This window comes from Tsukamurella sputi (assembly GCF_007858445.1).
Lineage (GTDB): Bacteria > Actinomycetota > Actinomycetes > Mycobacteriales > Mycobacteriaceae > Tsukamurella > Tsukamurella sputi.
This window is the reverse complement of record NZ_VIGV01000009.1, coordinates 49953-69239: the sequence shown is the minus strand read 5'-3', so window position 1 is coordinate 69239 and position 19287 is coordinate 49953. Positions and strand designations below refer to the sequence as shown.

At 71.3% G+C, this 19287-nt stretch carries 17 protein-coding genes; 14 read left to right on the top strand and 3 right to left on the bottom strand.

The annotated features are described in order from the left end of the window. Position 1 precedes the first annotated feature (1 nt). The 13 genes from FK268_RS19695 (at position 2) to FK268_RS19635 (ending at position 15184) form a co-directional block, all read left to right on the top strand. Positions 2-1186, top strand: a complete 1185-nt coding sequence (locus FK268_RS19695) for a DUF7373 family lipoprotein (RefSeq protein ID WP_146437156.1) — start codon at positions 2-4, stop codon at positions 1184-1186. Between the two features lie 152 nt (positions 1187-1338). Beyond that, the gene (locus FK268_RS19690; RefSeq protein ID WP_306461498.1) at positions 1339-1626 is read left to right on the top strand and encodes a PE family protein; all 288 of its coding nucleotides are present in this window, start codon (positions 1339-1341) and stop codon (positions 1624-1626) included. 15 nt (positions 1627-1641) lie between these two features. After that, positions 1642-3018 (top strand): PPE family protein, encoded by a 1377-nt coding sequence (locus FK268_RS19685; RefSeq protein WP_146437152.1) that lies wholly within the window; start codon positions 1642-1644, stop codon positions 3016-3018. A 53-nt stretch (positions 3019-3071) separates the two neighbouring features. Continuing rightward, positions 3072-3377 carry a hypothetical protein gene (locus tag FK268_RS19680; protein ID WP_146437150.1) on the top strand — a complete coding sequence of 102 codons (306 nt, stop codon included), beginning with the start codon at positions 3072-3074 and terminating at the stop codon, positions 3375-3377. A 29-nt stretch (positions 3378-3406) separates the two neighbouring features. Next, positions 3407-3712, top strand: coding sequence for a hypothetical protein (locus FK268_RS19675; RefSeq protein WP_146437148.1), 306 nt, complete (start codon positions 3407-3409; stop codon positions 3710-3712). A 66-nt stretch (positions 3713-3778) separates the two neighbouring features. Then, the gene (locus FK268_RS19670) at positions 3779-4648 is read left to right on the top strand and encodes an ESX secretion-associated protein EspG (RefSeq protein ID WP_146437147.1); all 870 of its coding nucleotides are present in this window, start codon (positions 3779-3781) and stop codon (positions 4646-4648) included. 78 nt (positions 4649-4726) lie between these two features. Further along, complete coding sequence (locus FK268_RS19665; RefSeq protein ID WP_146437145.1) at positions 4727-6496, top strand: MinD/ParA family ATP-binding protein; 1770 nt, start codon at positions 4727-4729, stop codon at positions 6494-6496. Positions 6497-6502: 6 nt separating this feature from the next. Further along, positions 6503-8074: a type VII secretion integral membrane protein EccD gene (gene eccD, locus FK268_RS19660; protein ID WP_146437143.1), complete on the top strand. Its 1572-nt coding sequence runs from the start codon at positions 6503-6505 to the stop codon at positions 8072-8074. A 13-nt stretch (positions 8075-8087) separates the two neighbouring features. Further along, positions 8088-9509 carry a type VII secretion-associated serine protease mycosin gene (mycP, locus tag FK268_RS19655; protein ID WP_231707172.1) on the top strand — a complete coding sequence of 474 codons (1422 nt, stop codon included), beginning with the start codon at positions 8088-8090 and terminating at the stop codon, positions 9507-9509. Beyond that, entirely contained in the window at positions 9509-11743 is a 2235-nt protein-coding gene (eccE, locus tag FK268_RS25250; RefSeq protein WP_146437141.1) for a type VII secretion protein EccE, read from the top strand. The genes mycP and eccE overlap by 1 nt, the downstream gene beginning before the upstream one ends. 66 nt (positions 11744-11809) lie before the next feature. Further along, positions 11810-13867: a serine/threonine-protein kinase gene (locus tag FK268_RS25245; protein WP_158636169.1), complete on the top strand. Its 2058-nt coding sequence runs from the start codon at positions 11810-11812 to the stop codon at positions 13865-13867. Continuing rightward, on the top strand, positions 13867-14517 hold the full coding sequence (locus tag FK268_RS19640; RefSeq protein WP_146437138.1) for a hypothetical protein: 651 nt from the start codon (positions 13867-13869) through the stop codon (positions 14515-14517). Before FK268_RS25245 ends, FK268_RS19640 begins: the two co-directional genes overlap by 1 nt. A 10-nt stretch (positions 14518-14527) precedes the next feature. Beyond that, the gene (locus FK268_RS19635) at positions 14528-15184 is read left to right on the top strand and encodes a nitroreductase family protein (protein WP_146437136.1); all 657 of its coding nucleotides are present in this window, start codon (positions 14528-14530) and stop codon (positions 15182-15184) included. Here FK268_RS19635 and FK268_RS19630 read toward each other — a convergent pair. The 3 genes from FK268_RS19630 to FK268_RS19620 all read right to left on the bottom strand — a co-directional run bounded on the left by FK268_RS19630 (position 15171) and on the right by FK268_RS19620 (position 17917). Then, entirely contained in the window at positions 15171-16088 is a 918-nt protein-coding gene (locus FK268_RS19630) for a GlxA family transcriptional regulator (RefSeq protein WP_146437134.1), read from the bottom strand. The genes FK268_RS19635 and FK268_RS19630 overlap by 14 nt on opposite strands. Positions 16089-16106: 18 nt before the next feature. After that, positions 16107-16649, bottom strand: a complete 543-nt coding sequence (locus FK268_RS19625) for a cysteine hydrolase family protein (protein WP_146437133.1) — start codon at positions 16647-16649, stop codon at positions 16107-16109. A gap of 86 nt (positions 16650-16735) precedes the next feature. Beyond that, the gene (locus FK268_RS19620) at positions 16736-17917 is read right to left on the bottom strand and encodes a TetR/AcrR family transcriptional regulator (RefSeq protein ID WP_146437131.1); all 1182 of its coding nucleotides are present in this window, start codon (positions 17915-17917) and stop codon (positions 16736-16738) included. Between the two features lie 156 nt (positions 17918-18073). Here FK268_RS19620 and FK268_RS19615 point away from each other — a divergent pair, with 156 nt between their 5' ends. Beyond that, positions 18074-19285: an acetyl-CoA C-acetyltransferase gene (locus FK268_RS19615; protein WP_146437129.1), complete on the top strand. Its 1212-nt coding sequence runs from the start codon at positions 18074-18076 to the stop codon at positions 19283-19285. Positions 19286-19287: the final 2 nt, after the last annotated feature.

Below are 19287 nucleotides of genomic sequence, written 5' to 3'. Positions count from 1 at the left end.
CGTGGCAGAGACCGGCGTACCGAGCATTCGTGCATCGGTGGCGCTGGTCATGGCGCTCGCACTGTCGGCGTGTTCGACGACGGTGCCGGGGGAGGCGGTGCCGGCCGAGGTCGTACTCGACACCGGGAACTTCACGACGGTGCCGCGCGACGTCCCGCCGCGGGTCGGCGATGACGCGGCGGTACAGGGCAACATCGCGCTGGGGGACTACGTCGTCACGCCGTCCGACCTGGACGCGACGTTCGACTGGGGCCTGTACCGGTTGTTCCCGAACCTCCCCGATGCCAACTCGATGCTGCGGATGATGGGAACCCGGTTGGGGAGCGTGTTGCAGCCCGGCCGCGTATCGGGTGTGCTGGCGCCCGCTACCGAGGATCCCAACAGCGACGACGCACCGCAGGCGACGATGATCGTTCTCCGCTACACGGACAGCGCCGGCGCGGCTGCGGCTTTCGCGGGTGTGAAGGGCATTCCGCCGACGATCGTGGGTACGCCACCGGCGAAGTACCCTGCGGCCCACGTGGGACCGCAACCCGAGTCCTTCCGCGCGGGGCCGGCCGTCTGGTGGGACCACGAGGAGTACGTTCTCGCGGCGGTCTTCGCGAACATCGCGGACGACGCCCGGGTGAGAGGGCTGGCAGAGGCCTTCTTCGACAGGCAGATACCGAAACTCGGTACGGTTCCGTTCACCGCTGCGCAGGCGCTGCAGCAACCCGTGGACAAGGACGGGATCCTCCGGCTCACGCGCATCGACTCGGTGGAAGACGGTCCGGTCAAATACACATCGGGGTACTACACACCTCGGACGCTTCGTATGAACGGCTCCGGTCAGATCAGCCGTACGCGGGACGTGTACGCGGTCCACGGGATCGACCTGATCGGTTACGAGGGGCGCAATCAGGTACTCCGCGCGGCGAGCGCTTCCCGGGCGGCGGACTTCGTCGCGCAGTCGGGTACGGGCTCGAGTGCGAACGCCGCGCGAAGCTTCCGTTCCGAGGGCGGCGTGCCCGGGGTGCGGGACTCGGCGTGCCATTCCCAGGTCGCCGATCTCTACGGGCGCGCCGAGCGGGTGTACGGCTGCTACGTCTCGCGTGGACGGTACGTCTCGGGGGCGCAGGGATCCTCGCTCCGGCAGGCGCAGCAGGGTGCGGCAGCGAGCTACCTGGTGCTCAAGGACGCGAAGTAGGGTCGCCGGCCCGCGTGCCGGTGCGCTGTCCCGGTGTTCGGGATCGCGGAGCGACTGTGCGGAGATCGACACTGTGGTCACCCGGGGATTGACGAGAGCGGACCGGCCTGCAATAGTTGCAATCCGAAAGTCGATCTGAAGGGGATAAGCGGGTGGGCCTGAACGTGGCGCCTATACAACTCTTGGCAGGAACCAACGAGGTCATGGCTAATGTCGCCACCACCTCCGGCTTGATCGGTGGTGCCGCGGGCGCCATCGGTGCCGTCGTGCCGGCGGGGGCGGACGACGTCTCTCTGCTGGTCTCCACCAGCTCGGCAGCGCATGCGGCGAACTTCCTGGCCACGTCCATCATCGACCACGCCGAGGTTGCGCAGTACGCGGTCAGCCTCTCCGCGGTCGCCTCGACGTACATCATGGCCGACAACGCCGTGCAGTTCTGACACGAGCGTGATGTCGTGACCTTCCCAGCGCTGCCACCAGAGGTGAACGTCGGCCGTCTCATGTCGGGCGCGGGCCCCGCGCCCGCGACGGCGGCAGCCGCGGCCTGGGCCTCGGTAGCAGCGTCGGTCAGTTCGCGCTCGGTCTTCCTCCAGTCGCTGCTGCCGCGCCTCGCCGCGTCGTGGCAGGCGCCCGAGACCGCGCTGATGACGCGCAACGTGGCGATGTACCTCGCGCACAACGAAGCTCTGCGCGCGCAGGCGCTCCTCGCCTCCACCCGGCACACGAAGCAGGCTGCCGACTACTCCGCCGCGTTGGCGGGCATGGCGCAGCTGCCCGAGATCGCCCTCAACCACATCACCAACGCGGTGCTGAACGCGACCAACTTCCTGGGCGTGAACACCGCCGCGATCGCCGCCAACGAGGCGCAGTACGCGGCGATGTGGGCCCAGAACGCCTCGATGATGGCGGTGTACCTCGCGAACTCCGTCGCCAACATGACCTTCGAACCGTTCATCGCGCCGAAGCCGATGGCCACCTCCATCGGCGTGCCGATTCCGGCCGCGGCGGCGGGCGCCGCCTCCGTTGGTGACGCCGTCGTCACCAAGATGACCCTGGCGGCACAGGGCGCTCAGGCGACCGCCAGCATGCTCGCGATGCGCACGGCCGGCGGCGTCTTCTCGGCGACCAAGCTCGCACAGACCGCCATCGTCAACGCCCAGCGCTTCGAGCAGGCCGCTTCGAATGCGGGGACCGCCGAATCCCAGTCGAGGGACACCGGCGTCGCGCGCCCGACCACTGGGCAACAGCTCGGTCAGAGTCTGGTGCAGCAACTGGGCGGCGCGGCGGGCGCCGGCGCGAGTGCCGGGGCGGGTGCCGTCGCCACGGGCTCGGCCATGGGCGTCTCGTCCCTGGGGGTGGGCCAGGCGCCGACGGCAGGGGCCACGGCCGGTGGGGTCGTCTACCAGCCGATGAGCGCGCTCCTCGCGAACGTGAACGCCGAGAACCGGACCAGCACCGTCGGGTACTACGGAGCGCGACCGGGCTCGCCGGCGTTGGAGCGGATGTCGCGCGGCGAGCATCCGACGCGGTCCGCCTCCGTACTGCGTGCGGAGACCGGGACCGCGGCGTTGCCGCAGATCGCGGCGCCCGCGAACTGGGCCACCGACGGCCTGACCGTCGCGCCGCCGCCCCCGCCCGTTCCGCGCGTCCAGGCGGAGCCGCTGCGCCCGATCCTGCCGACGGGGACCTCCGCTCCCGTCGCGAGGTCGAAGGGCAAGCAGCGCGAGCGCATCGTCGTACCCGATACCGCCGCGATGCCCGTCTACCAGGACTCGGTGCCCGAGTACGAGTCCGTTCCCGTCGACGTCCCGTCGAGTGGGGAGGGACGCTGATCCACACGACGCGCTCGACCCGCGAAGACCATCTCTGAACCGAAGGAGCTCCGATGCCCCCGCAGATCTACGACATGAACACGGTTGCCCACGCCGCGGGTACCGCGAAGACCCACGACGTGGCCGCGACCACGCTCGCGAACATCAAGTTCGTGCGCACCACGGCCGAGGCCTACCGCGCGGCGAACAACGGCGACACGGCGAACAAGGCGAGCGCCCACATGGAGGAGCTCATCGCCGTGTGCAACGCCGAGCAGCAGAAGCTCGAGGCCGTGGCCGAGGCGCTGGGCCGTAACGGCGGACTCATCGCCAGCACCGACAGCGACGCCGGCGGCCTGTTCACCGGCTACGTCGTCTAGACCGCAGATCCGATCGAAGGAATACCACCATGACCTCCGCTGAACGCATCACAGTCGCGTACGCGAGCTACGACGCCACCTCGGCCAGCTTGGCCAAGGCCTCCGCCATCGCGGACGCCAACATCGCCGAGCTCACCGCCAACAACACCGCGAACCTCAACGCGGGCAACTGGGTCGGCGTGGACCAGGAGAGCTACCAGAACGTCCACCAGGTGTGCCTGAAGGCGAACGAGAACCTCGCCATGGCCATCCGGAAGACCGGTATCAACATCCAGACCGCCGCGACGATCCACCAGGCCGGCCAGGTCCAGGCCTCGGGCTTCTACGCGGTCTAGAAACACGGCGATGAGGCCCGGTCACCGCGTGCGGTGGACCGGGCCGAGTCGGAAGAGGAGAGGCGAATGGCCGTGCTGCGCGACGAACCTGCGGCGAAGCTGTCCGCCTTCGCGGCGGGCATCGACGAGCTGCTGTTGCTGATGCGGCTGTCCGATGTCACCGAGTTGGCTCCGATCGTGCTGGCGGTGCACCCCAACGTGTACCGGCCCGACGATCAACTGGTGGTCGACCTGGCGGTGCTGCCGGGACTCGTGGAAGCGGGGCTCGTCGACGCGAACGGATCCGTCGATCCTCAGGTCAAGCAGTGGCTCCGGGCGCTCCAGGCGCCCGCCGCCGAGCTCGCGATCCGCATTCTCGACGGCGACGCGATGCTGCGCGGCGCGATCGTGCGCCGGGACGAGACGGTGGTCGTGGCCTTCCGCAACGACGACCAGTTCACGGTGCAGGGCTTCAGTACGGACCGCGAGGATTTCGAATCGACCGTGGTCGAACCTCTCTGGCGGGTCCTCGGTACCAAGGATCCGGCGGATCTCGAATCGCTCACCCTCGACGCGAGCGAGCTGACGGAGATCGTCGACAGCTTCGACCCGCGCGTGACGGGACCGCGCGGCGAACGCGAGATCCGCAGCAGGCTGCGCGAGCACGACCTGTCGCAGCGGACCGTCGACATCCTCCTCGAGGCCGCCCGGTTCGCCGGCCGTCGAGCCGAGATCGTCTATCACCGTACGGATTCCAGCGGCGTACGGAACCAGGCCGGATGGGCGGTCGGGGTCATGGACACCTCCGCGGGCAGGGTTCTCTCCACCACGCAGCGCGGCTCGCAGGGCGCGGTCGACGTCACCCTCAGTCCTGGTACGCGCCGCCGCTTCTCCGAGGGGATCTCCGAACTCGTCGAGCGCGGGGGTTGCACCGGATGGTTCGACACAGCAAACTGATAGCCGACCCTGCTGCTCGCTTTGACCAGCGAGAGTATTAGACTGCAAACAATTCTTCCATCGAGAGAGGTGCGATCCATGAGCGACGCAGCTACGAACGTTCGGGTGCCTTTCGTGCCGCAAAGCGGTCATGGTGAGGGCGATGCCGTTTCCTCGGTCCTGCCGACCACCGACACCGCCGTGCCCGTGGTCCGACCGTCCGCGCCGACCGGTGGTGCACTGTCGGAGCCGGTGAGCGGCGAGTGGGAGGAACCCGCGCTGCCCGACGTGGACGATCTCGCCGGTGCGGCGGTCGTTCCTTCGACGCCCGCGGTCGCGCCCGTCGTCGTGGTGGCCGATGAGCGGCCCACTGCCGAGCAGCCCGCCGTCGTCGACGATGTGAAGCCCGACGCTCCGAAGGCTCCCGCCGCGGACGTCGCGAAGGCCGACGCCGAGAAGGCGGACGCGCCGAAGACCGATGTGAAGGCCGGTGCCGACAAGGCCGACGTGCCCGTGAACGGCGCCGCGAAGGCCGACGAGCCCACGGCGGATGTCCCGAGCGGTGCCGCACCCGCGGCACCGTCGGCGCCGCAGCCGGCGGCGGCCAAGCCCACCCCGGCCCCCGCGCCGGTCCCGCAGCAGCAGTGGCAGGGCGGCCAGAACGGCTTCGCGCCCGCAGCGCAGAACGGCCAGCCGCACAGCGGCCCGGCGCAGCAGGCCGCCTTCCAGGGCGTCCCGCAGACCGGCCAGTTCCAGGCGGCGCAGCCCGCCGGCCAGATGCAGCGTCCCAGTGCTCCGCAGCCCTTCGGCCAGCCGCCCGTGCAGAACGCGCAGGCCCCGATGGTTCCGCAGCACCAGGCCCCGATGCGCCCGATGGGCGAGTCGCTGTCGGCGCCGATGTCGACCGCCTCGTCGTCGTTCAACCAGCAGATCCGCTTCTCGGACGCCGCCGTGCGCGTCTCCGGCTGGCGTGCCTGGCTGCGCAAGATGGGGCTGGACATCGGCCCCAGCGCGAACGATCAGGAGCACGCGGAGCTGGTGCACCGCATCCGCGTGCCGAAGCACAAGTTCCACGTGACCAGCGTCTTCGCTGACAACGCCGGTGGCACGCTCCTGGTGGGCGTGCTCGGCCAGATCCTCGAGCGCACCCGTGCCGACAACGTGGTCGCGCTCGACCTCGATCCCGACGGTGGCGATCTCGATCAGGTGACCGCGTGGCATCAGGGCGGCTCGACGGCCCGCACGCTGATCCAGCAGAGCGATCTCTCGGACCGCAACCAGGTGGACAAGCACCTCGCCGTCACGTCGACCAACCTGCACGTGCTGCCCACGCCGTGGCGATTCAACGGTCGTGACCTGACCGACTACGACGACGTGCTGGACCTGTATTCGATCTTCCGGCCGCACTACAGCCTCGCGCTGGTCGACGCGGGCCGCGGCCTGCAGACGCAGACCGGTACCGGCGTCCTCGAGATCTCCTCGGCGCTGATCCTGCCGGCGTCGGCCACGACCCGGGGCGTGCGCCGGGTGGCGGCGACCATCGACTGGCTGCGTCACCACGGCTGGCACGGCCTGCTGGCGAACACGATCGTGGTCATCAACCACACCAAGCGCCACAGCAGCGTCTCCGTGGAGCAGTTCGACGAGCTCTTCCGCGCCGGCCAGAAGCTGCGCGTGCACGAGATCCCGTACGACCCGCACCTCGACTCGGATCAGCCGATCGACATCGACCTGCTGCGCAAGCGCACGGTCCGGGCCTTCGAGGAACTGGCCGCGGACCTGGCGGACGGCTTCAACTCGGGATACGAGCCGCCGGCCGCCCAGAAGCTCGCGGAGTTGCAGCAGGTGCGCACGACAGAGGGACGCTGACGCCAGATGGTCTTCCCGATCACCCCGGAGCCCGCCGGGACCGAACAGGCGGCGGGCCCCGGGAGATCCGCCGTCCCCGAACAGGTTCGCGTCCTGGTCGAGGTGGGCGAGAACTCCGTCGAGCGCAGCCTCCTGGCGCGCCGCCGGCTGTCCATCGTGATGGATTCCGTGATTCCCGGGCTGGAGCAGATCTTCCCGGACCACGACTTCTCGACGACCGGTGCCTGGACCTTCGCCCGTGAGGGCGGCGGCCAGCTGGCGCGGGACAAGTCGCTGGCGGACGCCGGCGTGCTCGACGGGGATCGGCTGATCCTCGCCGAGACCTTCTCGACGCAGACCTTCAGGCCGCTCATCGAGAGCACGGCCGACGCGATCCAGGAGTTCTGCCGGCAGCGCTTCCGTCGCTTCGAATCGGCCACGGCGCGGGCGCTGGGCCTGATCGCCCTGGTCCTGGGCGCGACGGTCTTCGCCGCGATGGTGCTCATCGCCTGGTTCGCGCATTCCAGTGTGCTGTGGTGGTTCCCGGTGGCGGCGCTGGCGTCGATCGGCGTGGTGCTCGCCGCGATCTCCGCGGACCGGCAGTACCACGCCCCGCAGGTCGCGTACGCGCTGCAATTGGCCTGTGTCCCCGTGCTGTTCACGGCGGGCTTCGTCCTCATCCCGCCGGACGGCGGGGTCGACGGCGCCTTCACGGCCGCGAACGTGCTCACGGGCTCGATCTTCGCGCTGTTCGGCGTGGTGGTCTTGGGCCGCGCGAGCGGGCTCGGAGCGACGGTGCTGGCCGCGCTCGGCCTGACCGCCGCGGCCGCGGTGGTGGCGAGCGCCCTGTTCGCGTACACGCCGCTGGGGCGCCCCGCGATTCCCGCGATCGGTGTGATCGGCGGCCTCCTGCTGGCGAACTGGGCGCAGGGTTGGGCCCTGATGCTCGCGCGGGTCCGCCCGGATCCGCTGCCGCCGCCCGGCGAGGACATCGACCGCAGCGAGCTCGACGCGGCGTACCACGTGGACACCTTCGACGACGAGAGCACCACGGAACTGGCGCGCGCCGACGAGAACACCGGACTCGAGCGCAAGGCCCGCACCGCGGCCAAGCTGCTCACGGGGTTCTACGCGGCGATCGCGGGCATCCTCGTGGTCTCGGCGCTCACCGTCGTGGTCCCGCACAGCCACTACTTCTGGGGCGAGGTCGCCATCGCGCTCTTGACCTCCGCGATCTGCGTGCTGCGCGGACGCACGCTGGACGACCGTGTGCACGCCACGGTCTTCTTCGTGGCGGGCTTCCTCATCGCGGCGGGGCTCGCGGTGATCCTGGTCGGCGCCATCGACTCGGACCTCGGCCGGCTGGTCGTGATCGTGCTCGGCGCTGCGGTCCTCGCGTCCTTCGGCGCCGGCGGGCTCCTGCTCGCGGACCGCGTCGCCACCGATGGCGGCGGTCACGTCCGCGCGCTCTCGGCGCGACTGCTCGGCCGCATCGAGGCGGGGGAGAAGCTGGCGATCTTCGCCGTCGTCCTGCTCGCGCTGTGGACCACCCGGCTGTTCGCGTTCATGCGCGAGCTCGACCTGTCGTTCCTGAAGTAGAGGGGCTGGGTCCGTGCTCCGTTTCCCGAGGGCGGCCGCGATCGCGGCGGTCTCCGTCTCCGTGGTCGTCGCCGGAAGCTGGGCTCCTGCCCTGAGCGGCGCGGTGGTCCCGCCCGCCGCCGACATCGGCGGTGCTCCGCCCGACACCGACGGCCCGGAACGCCCGCTGCGCAGCAACAATCCGCGGTGCGTGGAACCCGCGGTGCTGCCGAATTCGAACCTGGCGGCGGCGCCCGCGCCGGCGAACACCCTCCGGATCGACGAGGCCCACAAGTTCTCGACGGGGGCCGGGGTCACCGTCGCGGTGCTGAGCACCGGCGTGCGGCCGCAGCTGCGGCTGCGCGGACTCGACGGTGCGGGCGACAACATGGTCGCGGCCGATCGCGGCCTCCTCGACTGCGATTCCACGGGAACACTCGTCGCGGGCATCGTCGGGGCCCAGCCCGTGCCGGGCGACGGTTTCGTCGGTGTGGCCCCGGACGCGCGGATCCTCTCGATCCGCGTCGACTCCGCCGGGTTCTCCCTGCAGAACAGCCCGGCCGACGACGCCGACCCCAACCTGAGCCGCGCCGCCGTGAACGCCCGCAGCATCGCGCGCGCCATCGTGCGCGCCGCCAACCGCGGGGCGAAGGTCATCGTCGTGCCGGAACCGGTCTGCATGGCCGCGGACAACCAGTTCCGCCAGCGGGAGATCGGCGGCGCCGTGGCCTACGCGCTGCGCGCGAAGGACTCCCTCGTCGTGGTCGGCGCGGGCGCCACCGAGCGGCAGGGCGGCGCCGTCGGCGCCAGCGAGTGCAAGGCCAACCCCGATCCGGACGCCGGCCAGCCCGACGATCCGCGGGGCTGGCGCAGGGTGACCACCGTCGCGACACCGAACTGGTTCGACGGGCAGGTGCTCTCGGTGGGCGCCACCACTGCGGAGGGAACCCCGCTGCCGGGCTCGCTGAACGGCCCCTGGCTCGACGTGGCGGCTCCGGGCGCGGGCATCGTCTCGCTGAGCTCCCGCGGCGGCGACGGCGTGGTGAACGGCGCACCGTCGGACCGCACGCTGGTGCCCTTCGCCGGGCCCGAGTTCGCGGCGGCCTACGTGGCCGGCGCCGCGGCCCTGGTGCGTTCGCGCTACCCGCAGCTCTCGGCCACTCAGGCGGCGGCCCGGCTCGTCGCCACCGCGCACGCTCCGGGGCGCGGCACGGACAACAAGGTCGGGCGCGGCCTCATCGACCCGGTGGCGGCGCTCACCGCGAAGGTGCCGGACATCGACGCCGCCATCGATCCCCAGTCGGTGGAGAAGCTGCTGGTGCCGCCGCCCCCGCCCGAGCCGGACACCCGGCCCCGCCGGACCGCGGCGATCGTCGCGGGCGCGGGAGCGCTGGTGCTGTTGGTGCTCGGCGGCGTGGTCGCACTGGTGCGACCCGGCCGGAAGCGGAGGGCGTGATGACTCGGACCACCATGACCGGACCTCCCGCGGCGGGCGTTCCGTCGCCCGGGACTCCCGCCGCTCCGCCGGAGACCGCGGTGCATCCCGAGATCGCGCGCCTGCAGCGGACCGTCGGGATCCGGGTGTCGCTGCGTCGCGCCCTGGTGTGGGCGGTGCTGTCCGCCTCGCTGGTGTCGCTCGTCGGCGGACGCTGGCCGCTCTGGCTGGTGATCGTGCTGATCGTGCTCGGCGCCCTGGTGGCCTTCGTCGCGGTGCACGGCACGGTGGTCAGCGAGAAGATCGGTGCCCGGTACCGCTACCTGCGCCGGCGGCGCAGCGCCACGGGCGGCATCCCGGGGCGCGTCATCGACGTCGACGGCTGCGGAGTGCGGCAGGGCGACGGCTTCGAGTTGGTCTCCGCGATCGAGCTGACCGCGGACCCGGCCGAGACCCGGCTGCGCGAGGGCCGCGCCTTCGCCGCGGAGACGGTACCGCTGGACCTGCTGGCCACGATGATGACGCAGTACGGCCTGGACGTGGACATCGACATCGTCTCGGCCGGCCGGCGCGTGCCGCCCGGTCCCGCGTACCGCGCCTCGTACTCGCAGGGCGTGCGGTTCTACGCCGCCATGGCGGAGCGCTCGACGTGGCTCGTGTTGCGCGTGAACACGCAGCGCAACCTCGCGGGCATCGTCCGCCGCGGGCCGTCGCGCACGGCGGGGCCGAAGGCGCTGATGGCGGCGACCCGACGGCTCGAGCAGCGCCTGCTGGAGCGGTTGATCCGCGCTCGGGTGCTGCCGGCCGCGGAGCTCGCGCAGCTGGACACCCGGATGACCTTCGGCGCGGATCCGTTGGGCGGCAACGAGAACTGGCAGAACATCGAGCACGGCGCGCAGTTCGCCACCACCTACCTCGTGGACCCGGTGCGCACTTCCACGGAGAAGCTGGACCGCTGGTGGGGCCTCGACAGCGACAGCACCTCGGTGGTGCTCCGCATGCGCAAGTCCGACGCGCAGGCGCCCGTGGAGATCAGCGGCCTGGTCCGCTACGACACCGCGGTACCGATCGTCGACAACCTCGACGACGCGCTCGTCCCGATGCCGGGGCGCCAGCTCGAACTGGCGCGCGGCACGCTCCCGGGCGGCGGGTCCAGCATCGTCGACCTGCCCTCGACACCGCTGAGCGGCCTCGGCGCGGTGGAGATCCCCGTCGGGCCGGCGGGCCCGGTCTGGGGCCTCGCCGGCGCCGACGCCGTCGCGCTGCCCCTGTTCGACGGTTCGCCCGTCCCCGAGACGCTGATCGTGGAGTTCGCGACCGAGCTGATCCCGCTGCAGCTCGTGCTGCTGCGGTCCGTCGGTGCGGGCGCCTCCGTGGTGGTGCACACCGATCGTCCGGCCCAGTGGGCGACGCTCGCCGCGACGCTCGCCGACCCGGCGCGCTTCCGGATCGCCGACGGTGCCATCGGCCGACCCGCGGACATCACCGTCTTCGACGGTGCCCCGGCCGACGCGGTGCCCGAGCGCACCATGCTCACGCTGCGCCCGCCCGGCACCGCACCGCAGCGCGCGAACGCCGACATCGTGGTCGAGCAGGTCTCCCCGACCGCGGTGCGCGTGCGCATCGGGCGCCGCATCCCCTTCGACGTGGTGCTCAACCCGACGGACGAGGAGCTGCGGTACTGCGACGTGCAGGCGCAGCCGATCGCCGCCGTCGCGCCGCCGCAGCCCGCGCCCCGGCTGCCGCGGCAGGTGCCCGCGCCGCCGCGACTGGCACCCGGGGCCGTGCCGCCCGCCGTACCGCCGAACGTCGGGGCTCCGCAGGCCCCGGTGGGCCGACCGTACGCGCAGCCCGGCGGACCCGCGCCCGCCCCGAGTCCGCAGGTACCCGCAGCGCAGGCGCCGCCACCCGCCGCCCCGAGCGGCCCGGGCGCTCCGAGTGTCCCGGGTGCGCCGGGCGTCCCCGGTGTGCCGGAGGTTCCCGGCCCGCCGGCCGCCGCGGCGCCGCCGCATCCGGCACCGCAACGGCCTGTACCCGCTCCGGCCCCTCCGCGACCGGCGCGTCCGCTGCCGCCCCCGCCCTACGAGCGCGGCAGCGGAGCGCAGCGCAAACAGGGCGGTAACCGCTGGGTGCGGCCCGCGCAGGATCAGGAGCAGCACGGTCCCGCGCGCCGGCCGGTGCGCCCCGGGACCGCCCCGCGATGGGGTACGGCGGGCGAACGGCCGCCCTCCGACGAGCCGCCAACCTCGCGTTAAGCCGCAGGCAACCTGCATCGCGGTAGATTCTTACCGCTGTACATGTGCAGGAGTGGAGGTGTGTTCGTGGCGTCGGAACCCGGTGAATCGATCGCTGGCTACGTGATCGAGTCGGTCCTCGGTACCGGAGGCATGGGCACGGTGTACCGCGTGCGGCACCGCACGCTGCCCCGCTCCGTGGCGCTGAAGGTGCTGCAGACCCAGCTCTCGGCGGATCCTTCCGTGCGGGCGCGGTTCGACCGCGAGGCGGACCTGATCGCGGGCCTCAAGCACTCGCACATCGTGGACGTCTACGACCGCGGGGAGTCCGACGGGCACCTGTGGATCGCGATGGAGCTGGTCGAGGGCGGCAACCTCGCCGAGACCGTGCAGCGCGAGGGGCCGTTCAGCCTCGACCGCACCGTCGCCGTGATCGAGCAGGTCGCGGACGCCCTCGACTACGCCCATCAGCACGGCATCCTCCACCGCGACGTCAAGCCCGCCAACTTCCTGGTCGACAAGGGCCGGCGAGGTGAGCAGGTCAAGCTCGCGGACTTCGGGATCGGCGCCGCCCAGACCGAGGTCGGGCAGCACACGCAGGCCGGCACCGTCGTCGGGACGCTCGCCTACACCGCGCCGGAGGCACTGCTCGGCAATCCCATCGACCACCGCGCGGACGTCTACTCGCTGGCGTGCGCGACCGTCGTCCTGCTCACGGGCGCTCCGCCCTTCACCACGACCATCTCGGGCCAGCTCATGCTGGCGCACATCAGCCAGAACCCGCCCAGCATCCGGCTCAAGAGGCCGGATCTGTCGCCGGAGATCGATCACGTGCTGAGCCGGGCGCTGGCGAAGAACCCCGCCGACCGCTTCAACACCGCGGGTGAGTTCGCCGATGCGCTGTCCGCCGCCGCCCGCCGCATGTCGGGCGCAGCGGGAATGGCCCCGCCGACGGCGCCGCAGGGCACGAATTGGCAGGGCACCCCGTCGAATCCGGCGCTCGCGACCGGATTCAACCGGGCCGGTCCGCCCTCGCCCGGGATGCAGCAGGGCCTGCCGCCCGGCGCGCCGACGGGGCTGCTCGGTCCCGTCGGGCCGGGGCAGCGGGGACCCGGAGGACCGATGGGGCCGAGCTCACCGTCGATGCCCGTGCAGGGGTCCGGTGCGCCGTCGTCGAACCGGAAGAAGTTGCTGATCGGGGGCGCCGCAGCGCTGGTCGTGGTGCTCGCGGTGGTGCTCGGGGTGGTCCTGCTCCGCGGCGGTGGTGACGACGGTCCCGCGCTCGACGCGTGGAGCAAGCGCACCGTCACCGACGTCAACGGCACGACTGAGCTCACGGACCGCCCGCAGCGGATCGTCGCGCTGGGCGCAGGCGATGCGGAGCTCGTGTCGGCCCTGGGCTTCGAGGTGGTGGCGGGGGCGAACGGGCCGAAGTCCGACATGCCCGGCTGGGTGCCGGCGCTCGCGAAGACGCAGACAGCCGGCACTGCCACCAACCCGGACAAGTCGGTGATCGAGAACGCGAAGCCGGACCTGATCATCGACACCGATCCCGCCGCGGCGGACAAGGTCAAGGACCTGAAATCCCTTGCCGGGGGCCGTGCGATCGCGGTCTCGCCCGACGGCAAGAACGGGTGGACCTGGAAGGACCAGCTGGCCTTCATCGCCGAGGCCCTCGGCGCCACGGGGCGCGCCGAGGCGGTCAAGCGGACGTACGAGAGTCGCATCACCGAACTCCGCACTGCTCACCCGGAATTCGCGGGCAAGAAGGTGGACGTGGTCCACTACGACGGCACCGCCACCACGCTCGCGGCCACGGCGGCGAACGCGCTCCAGCTGCTGGGCCAGTTGGGCTTTTCGCCGCAGGTGCCCGTCACCGGGACGGGGGCGTGGATCACCCTGGGCACGAGCGACTTCTACAAGGCGGTCAGCAGCACCCAGGTGGATCGGACGATCGTCGCGCGCACCGACGCGGGCGGGGGCAATGGCGGCTTCGACGGCCTGCCCTCGTCGTTGATCTACGGCGTGCCGATCATCATTCTGGACAAGACGAACGGCGTGGACGCGCTGCTCTACGGCGGCCCGCTCGCCATCGATACCATCGATTCGACCGTTCTTCCCGCACTGGCGAAGGGACTCAAGTGATGGCCGAGCAGACGTTGACCGCCGACGACCTGGCGCGCTACTCCGCGGCCCTGACGGACGGCAAGAAGCCCCTCGTCTACCTCGTGGAGCCGGTGCCGAGCCTCGGGCTCGCCGCGGGGGCGTCGGCGCGCGTCATCGAGATCGACGGCGACACCGTCACCGTCAAGCCGACGGGCGTCGATGACCATCTGCCGTACGAGGCACGGGAATTGCGCGCCACCAAGCAACCCAAGCCGGTCAAGCGGGCACCGAAGGCACCGGTGCCCGCCAAGGTCGCGCCCGCCAAGGCCGCGCCCGGTGGCGCGGGGAAGGTGCCGTCGGGCGGTGCGGCGAAGGGCGCCGCGCGGGCGGCGCGTTCCGTGGCCGTCACGGTGTACGTGGGCGCCGACAACACCGCCGCGCTCAAGGTGACTCGCAACGCCCAGAAGCCGCAGGGCGCAAAGGAGATCCCGCTGCCCGCCCTGCACAAGGCGCTGGCCGGCCTGGGGGACAAGGATGCTCAGGCCGCGGTCGACGAGGTGCTGTCCGCGGCGCGTGACGCGGCCGCCGACCGGGTGGCCGCCCTCCAGGCGGAGCTCGCCGCGGCGAAGAAGTCGCTCGCCACGCTGGATCGGGCGAAGCGTGGGGGAGCGCCGGGCCGCGGTCGCTAGGGTCGAGGGTATGAGCGCCGAGTTCCCGCACCTGGATCTGTCCGCCGATGAGGTACTGACCACCACCCGGTCCGTGCGCAAGCGTCTCGACCTGGAGCGGCCGGTGCCGCTCGAGGTGATCACCGACGCGCTCGAAGTGGCCCTGCAGGCACCGTCGGGCAGCAATGCGCAGGGCTGGCACTGGATCGTGCTCACCGACCCCGAGCCCAAGAGGATCGTGGCGGAGTACTACCGCAAGTCCTACTTCGCCTACGCGGAGGCCGGTGCGGCGGCGCGGGCCGCGAAGCCGCCGAAGGATCTGGAGACTGCGGAGAAGGTCGCGTCGAGTGCGACCTACCTCGCCGAGGTCATGGAACAGGTCCCTGCGCTGGTGATCGGCGCGATCCACGTTCCCGGCGGGGAGCTGCCCGAGGGCAATCAGGCGGGGCTGTGGGGATCGCTGCTCCCCGGCGCGTGGAGCCTCGCACTTGCCCTCCGCGAGCGCGGCCTGGGATCGGCATGGACCACGCTGCACCTCGGGTACGAGCGTGAGGTCGCGGAGGCGCTGGGGATTCCGGCGAACATCCGGCAGGGGGTGTTGCTGCCCGTCGCGTACACCAAGGGCACGGAATTCAAGCCGGCCAAGCGTGCTCCGCTCGAGACCGTGCTGCACGTCAACCGCTGGTAGTGGCCCGCTCGCGGCTGCGGAGCCGACGTAGCATCCGGGCGTCCGTGAAGCCGACCGCGTGCGCCGCGGACTCGATCGTGGCGCCATGCCCGATGAGCAGGTCGGCGTGCTCGAGCCGTACCGACTGCTGGTAACGCAGCGGCGTGGTGCCGAGTTCCGTGGCGAACATGCGCGTCAGGGTGCGGCTGCTCACGCCGACACCGGCCGCCAGGTCATCGAGCGGTAGCGGACCCGAGAACCCGGTGTCGATCAGGTCGAGTGCCCGGTGCACGGTGTCGTTGACGTGATCGCGGTGTTCGAGCATGACCGACCGTTGTGGCGCGTGCCCGTTGCGCCGCGCGTAGACCACCATCGCGCGTGCGACTTTCGCGCCGACGCCGGCGCCGTGCCGATCCGCGAGGATCGCGAGAGTCGCGTCGATCCCGCTCGCGACACCGGCGGAGGTCCGGATCCGGCCGTCGGTCACGTGCAGGACGTCGCGCACGACCTCGGCGCGGGGAACGTGGGCGGCGAGACGATCGCACAGTTCATGATGTGTCGTGCATCGTCGACCGTCGAGAAGCCCGGCGGCGCCGAGGGCGAACGCGCCCGCGCAGACGGACAGGACGGTGCCGCCCTCGGCGTGGTGGCGCGCGATCCAGTCGAGTGTGGACCTGGAGAGGGGCACCGTGCCGGTGGCCGTGCGCCAACCGGGCACGAGAACCACGTCGTCGGGCGAGAGATCGGGGAGCGCGGTCTCGGCGCCGAGCGGAAGCCCCTGGTGGCTGAGGACGGTGCCGTGCTCGCCGAGGTAGCGCATGCGGTACGAATGCCCCAGATCCGCGGCTGCTCCGAACGCGTGCGCCGGCCCTGCGACGTCCAGGACGTGCACTCCCGGCATCAGCACGAACGCGACGGTGCTCACGGGGTCGAGTCTCGCACGTCAGGCGGTCGCCTCGTCGAGCGTTGCGATCGTGGCGAACCTGCCAGCGAGCACGAACTCCGTGCGCTCGATGATCGCGTCGACGGGGAGTACCGCGCCGGTGTCCGGACGCGTGATGGGGAAGGTCGCGGTCGCCTCGGTGACGAAGACGACCTCGTATCCCAGGTCGGCCGCCAGGCGGGCCGTGGTCTCACAGCACTGCTCGGTCTGGATCCCCGAGATCGTCACCGTCCGGACGCCGTGCTGTTGCAGGATCTGGCCGAGGTTGGTGGTGGTGAAACAGTTACGCGAGGTCTTCGTGAGCACAGGGTCTCCGGGCGCGGGGGCCAGTCCCTGCTGCAGGACGAGGAACTCCGAGTCGGGGTCGAACACCCCGCCTGAACCGGGTTCGCTGTGCAGGACCCAGACGACGAGGTCGCCCCTGTTCCTGGCGCTGTCCACCAGCCGGTTCACGTCGTCGACGATGTCCGGGTTGGATGTCTCCGCCCATGTCGGCCGCTGCCGGAACGATTCTTGGACGTCGACCACGAGTAGTGCGTTCATACCGCCCGACGATGCCGTGCTGGGCTCTGCAGCGCCAGGCACGGTCCGGGCGCACTCCGGAACGATCCGGTCACCGTGCGCACCGATCAGACGCCGAGAGCCGCGTCCACGAGGTGGACAAGCTCGTCGTGGAAGCGCGGGCGACCGCGGAGGCGGCGGGTGCGGGCGAAGTCGTTGGCGATCGTCATGGCGGCGCCGACGGCGATGCGCGCACCCGGCGCGTCGACCTCGTCGGACCCGGCCGCGAGCAGGGCCACCCACCGCGCCACGTACGCCTTCTGCGCGGCGAGCAGTGCCTCGCCACCGGATTCGATCACGACTTCCCGCCCCACGGTGAAGGCGACCGCGAGATCGGTGGAGCTCACCAGGTTCGCGGCGTAGGAGCGCACCAGCGAGCGCAGTTCAGCGAGAGGGTCACCGTCGGACTCCGCGGCGGCGCCGACGACGCCGATCTCGAGCGCGGCGCGCGCCCGGGCGACGATGCCCACCAGGATCGAGCCCTTCGACGGGAAGTGTCCGTACACACTGGGGCCCGAGATGCCCACGGCCGCACCGATGTCGTCCATGCTCACGGCGCTGTACCCGCGGGAGAAGAAGAGTTCGGAGGCGGCGTCGAGGATCTCGTCGCTGCGCACCACGGGCGCCCGGCGCGCGGGGGGAGCGGGGAGTTCCGGCGCGGTCGACGGTGCCGCGCGCAGCACGCGCTGCGCGATCACCTCGAGATCGTCGCGGTAGCGCCGGATCCCGATGCGGCCGCGGCTGGGTGGAACGGAGCCGCCGACGGCGAGCACGGCCCAGGTGAGGACGCGGGCGTCGTCGTCGGTGAGCTCGGGGTGGTCGCGGCGCAGTACCTCGGTCCACGAGCTCAGCACGGACTCGCTGGCGGCGATCATCTCGCGCGCCTGCTCAGCCGTGAGGTGACGCCGGTTCCAGCGCCATAGCGCCAGCGGTCCGGGGCGGGAGACCGCCATCGCGAAGACCCCGGAGGAGAGGTCGTCGAAGGTTGCGCCGGGGCGGGCGAGCACCCGCGCGGTGGTCTCCGCCATCTCGTCCACCGCGGAGCGCATGGCGGCGGCGAGGATGGCCTCCTTGTCCGGGAAGTGCCGGTAGACGCTGGGGCCGCTGATCCCCGCGGCCCGCGCGATGTCGGAGACCGAGACCTTGCCGTAGCCCTGCTCGAGGAACAGCGCGGTGGCGACGTCGACCAGTTGTCGACGTCGCTCGGCGGGGCGCAGGCGGGTGCCCGCGGTGCGTGCTGCAGGTGCCATGATTAACGTCACAATAGCCCATGTGGAGGCTTCAAGATGAACTTCTACCTGCCGATCTAGCGGATTAAGCTACAGACGGTTAGCCTGTAGGAGTGACGGGCTCCGTGGCATCCGCGGGGGCTGGAAACACCTTCTTCGAAAGGACGGGAAGACCAAGTGTCTGACGCATTCATCTACGAGGCGATCCGTACGCCCCGTGGCAAGCTCAAGAACGGCTCGCTGACCGCGATCAAGCCCACCGACCTGGTCGTCGGCCTGATCGACGAGATCAAGGACCGGAACGAGAACCTCGACCCGGCGGCCATCGACGACATCGTGCTCGGCGTGGTCTCGCCCGTGGGTGAGCAGGGCGCCGACATCGCCCGCACCGCCTCCATCGTGGCCGGCCTGCCGGACACCGTCGCGGGCGTGCAGATCAACCGCTTCTGCGCCTCGGGCCTCGAGGCCACCAACATCGCCGGCCAGAAGGTCGGCTCCGGCCTCGGTGACGACCTGGTCCTCGCCGGCGGCGTGGAGTCGATGTCGCGCGTCCCGATGGGCTCCGACTTCGGCGCCCTGTTCTACGACCCGCAGTACAGCTACGACAACTACATCGCGCCCCAGGGCATCGGCGCCGACCTGATCGCCACCATCGAGGGCTTCTCCCGCGACGACGTCGACGAGTACTCGGCGCAGTCGCAGGAGCTCGCCGCGAAGGCCTGGGACGAGGGTCGCTTCGCCAAGTCCGTCGTGCCGGTCAAGGACCAGAACGGCCTCGTCGTGCTCGACAACGACGAGCACCGTCGTCCCGGCACCACCGCCGCCGACCTCGGCAAGCTCAAGCCCGCCTTCACCGTGGTCGGTGAGATGGGCGGCTTCGACGCCGTCGCGCTGCAGCGCTACAACACGGTCGAGAAGATCAACCACGTCCACACCGGCGGCAACAGCTCGGGCATCGTCGACGGTGCCGCGCTGGTCCTCGTGGGCAACGAGGCCGGCGGCAAGAAGGCCGGCCTGACCCCGCGCGGCCGCATCGTCGCCACCGCGTCGACGGGTGCCGACCCGACGATCATGCTGACCGGCCCTACGCCGGCCACCGAGAAGGTCCTCGCCAAGGCGGGCCTGACCAAGGACGACATCGACGTCTGGGAGCTGAACGAGGCCTTCGCCTCGGTCGTCCTGAAGTGGATGAAGGACTTCAAGCTCGACCGCGAGCAGGTCAACGTCAACGGCGGCGCCATCGCGCTCGGCCACCCCCTCGGCGCCACCGGCGCCATGCTGGTGGGCACCGTGCTCGACGAGCTGGAGCGCACGGGCGGCCGCTACGGCCTCATCACGCTGTGCATCGCCGGCGGCATGGGCTCGGCCACCATCATCGAGCGCGTCTGACG

What these genes read in the sequence shown, in the direction of transcription:
- FK268_RS19625 (WP_146437133.1), bottom strand. Translation starts at nt 16,649, where the DNA reads ATGAACGCACTACTCGTGGTCGACGTCCAAGAATCGTTCCGGCAGCGG.
- FK268_RS19640 (WP_146437138.1), top strand. Translation starts at nt 13,867, where the DNA reads ATGGCCGAGCAGACGTTGACCGCCGACGACCTGGCGCGCTACTCCGCG.
- FK268_RS19670 (WP_146437147.1), top strand. Translation starts at nt 3,779, where the DNA reads ATGGCCGTGCTGCGCGACGAACCTGCGGCGAAGCTGTCCGCCTTCGCG.
- FK268_RS19675 (WP_146437148.1), top strand. Translation starts at nt 3,407, where the DNA reads ATGACCTCCGCTGAACGCATCACAGTCGCGTACGCGAGCTACGACGCC.
- FK268_RS19635 (WP_146437136.1), top strand. Translation starts at nt 14,528, where the DNA reads ATGAGCGCCGAGTTCCCGCACCTGGATCTGTCCGCCGATGAGGTACTG.
- eccD (WP_146437143.1), top strand. Translation starts at nt 6,503, where the DNA reads ATGGTCTTCCCGATCACCCCGGAGCCCGCCGGGACCGAACAGGCGGCG.
- FK268_RS19665 (WP_146437145.1), top strand. Translation starts at nt 4,727, where the DNA reads ATGAGCGACGCAGCTACGAACGTTCGGGTGCCTTTCGTGCCGCAAAGC.
- eccE (WP_146437141.1), top strand. Translation starts at nt 9,509, where the DNA reads ATGACTCGGACCACCATGACCGGACCTCCCGCGGCGGGCGTTCCGTCG.
- FK268_RS19620 (WP_146437131.1), bottom strand. Translation starts at nt 17,917, where the DNA reads ATGGCACCTGCAGCACGCACCGCGGGCACCCGCCTGCGCCCCGCCGAG.
- FK268_RS19680 (WP_146437150.1), top strand. Translation starts at nt 3,072, where the DNA reads ATGCCCCCGCAGATCTACGACATGAACACGGTTGCCCACGCCGCGGGT.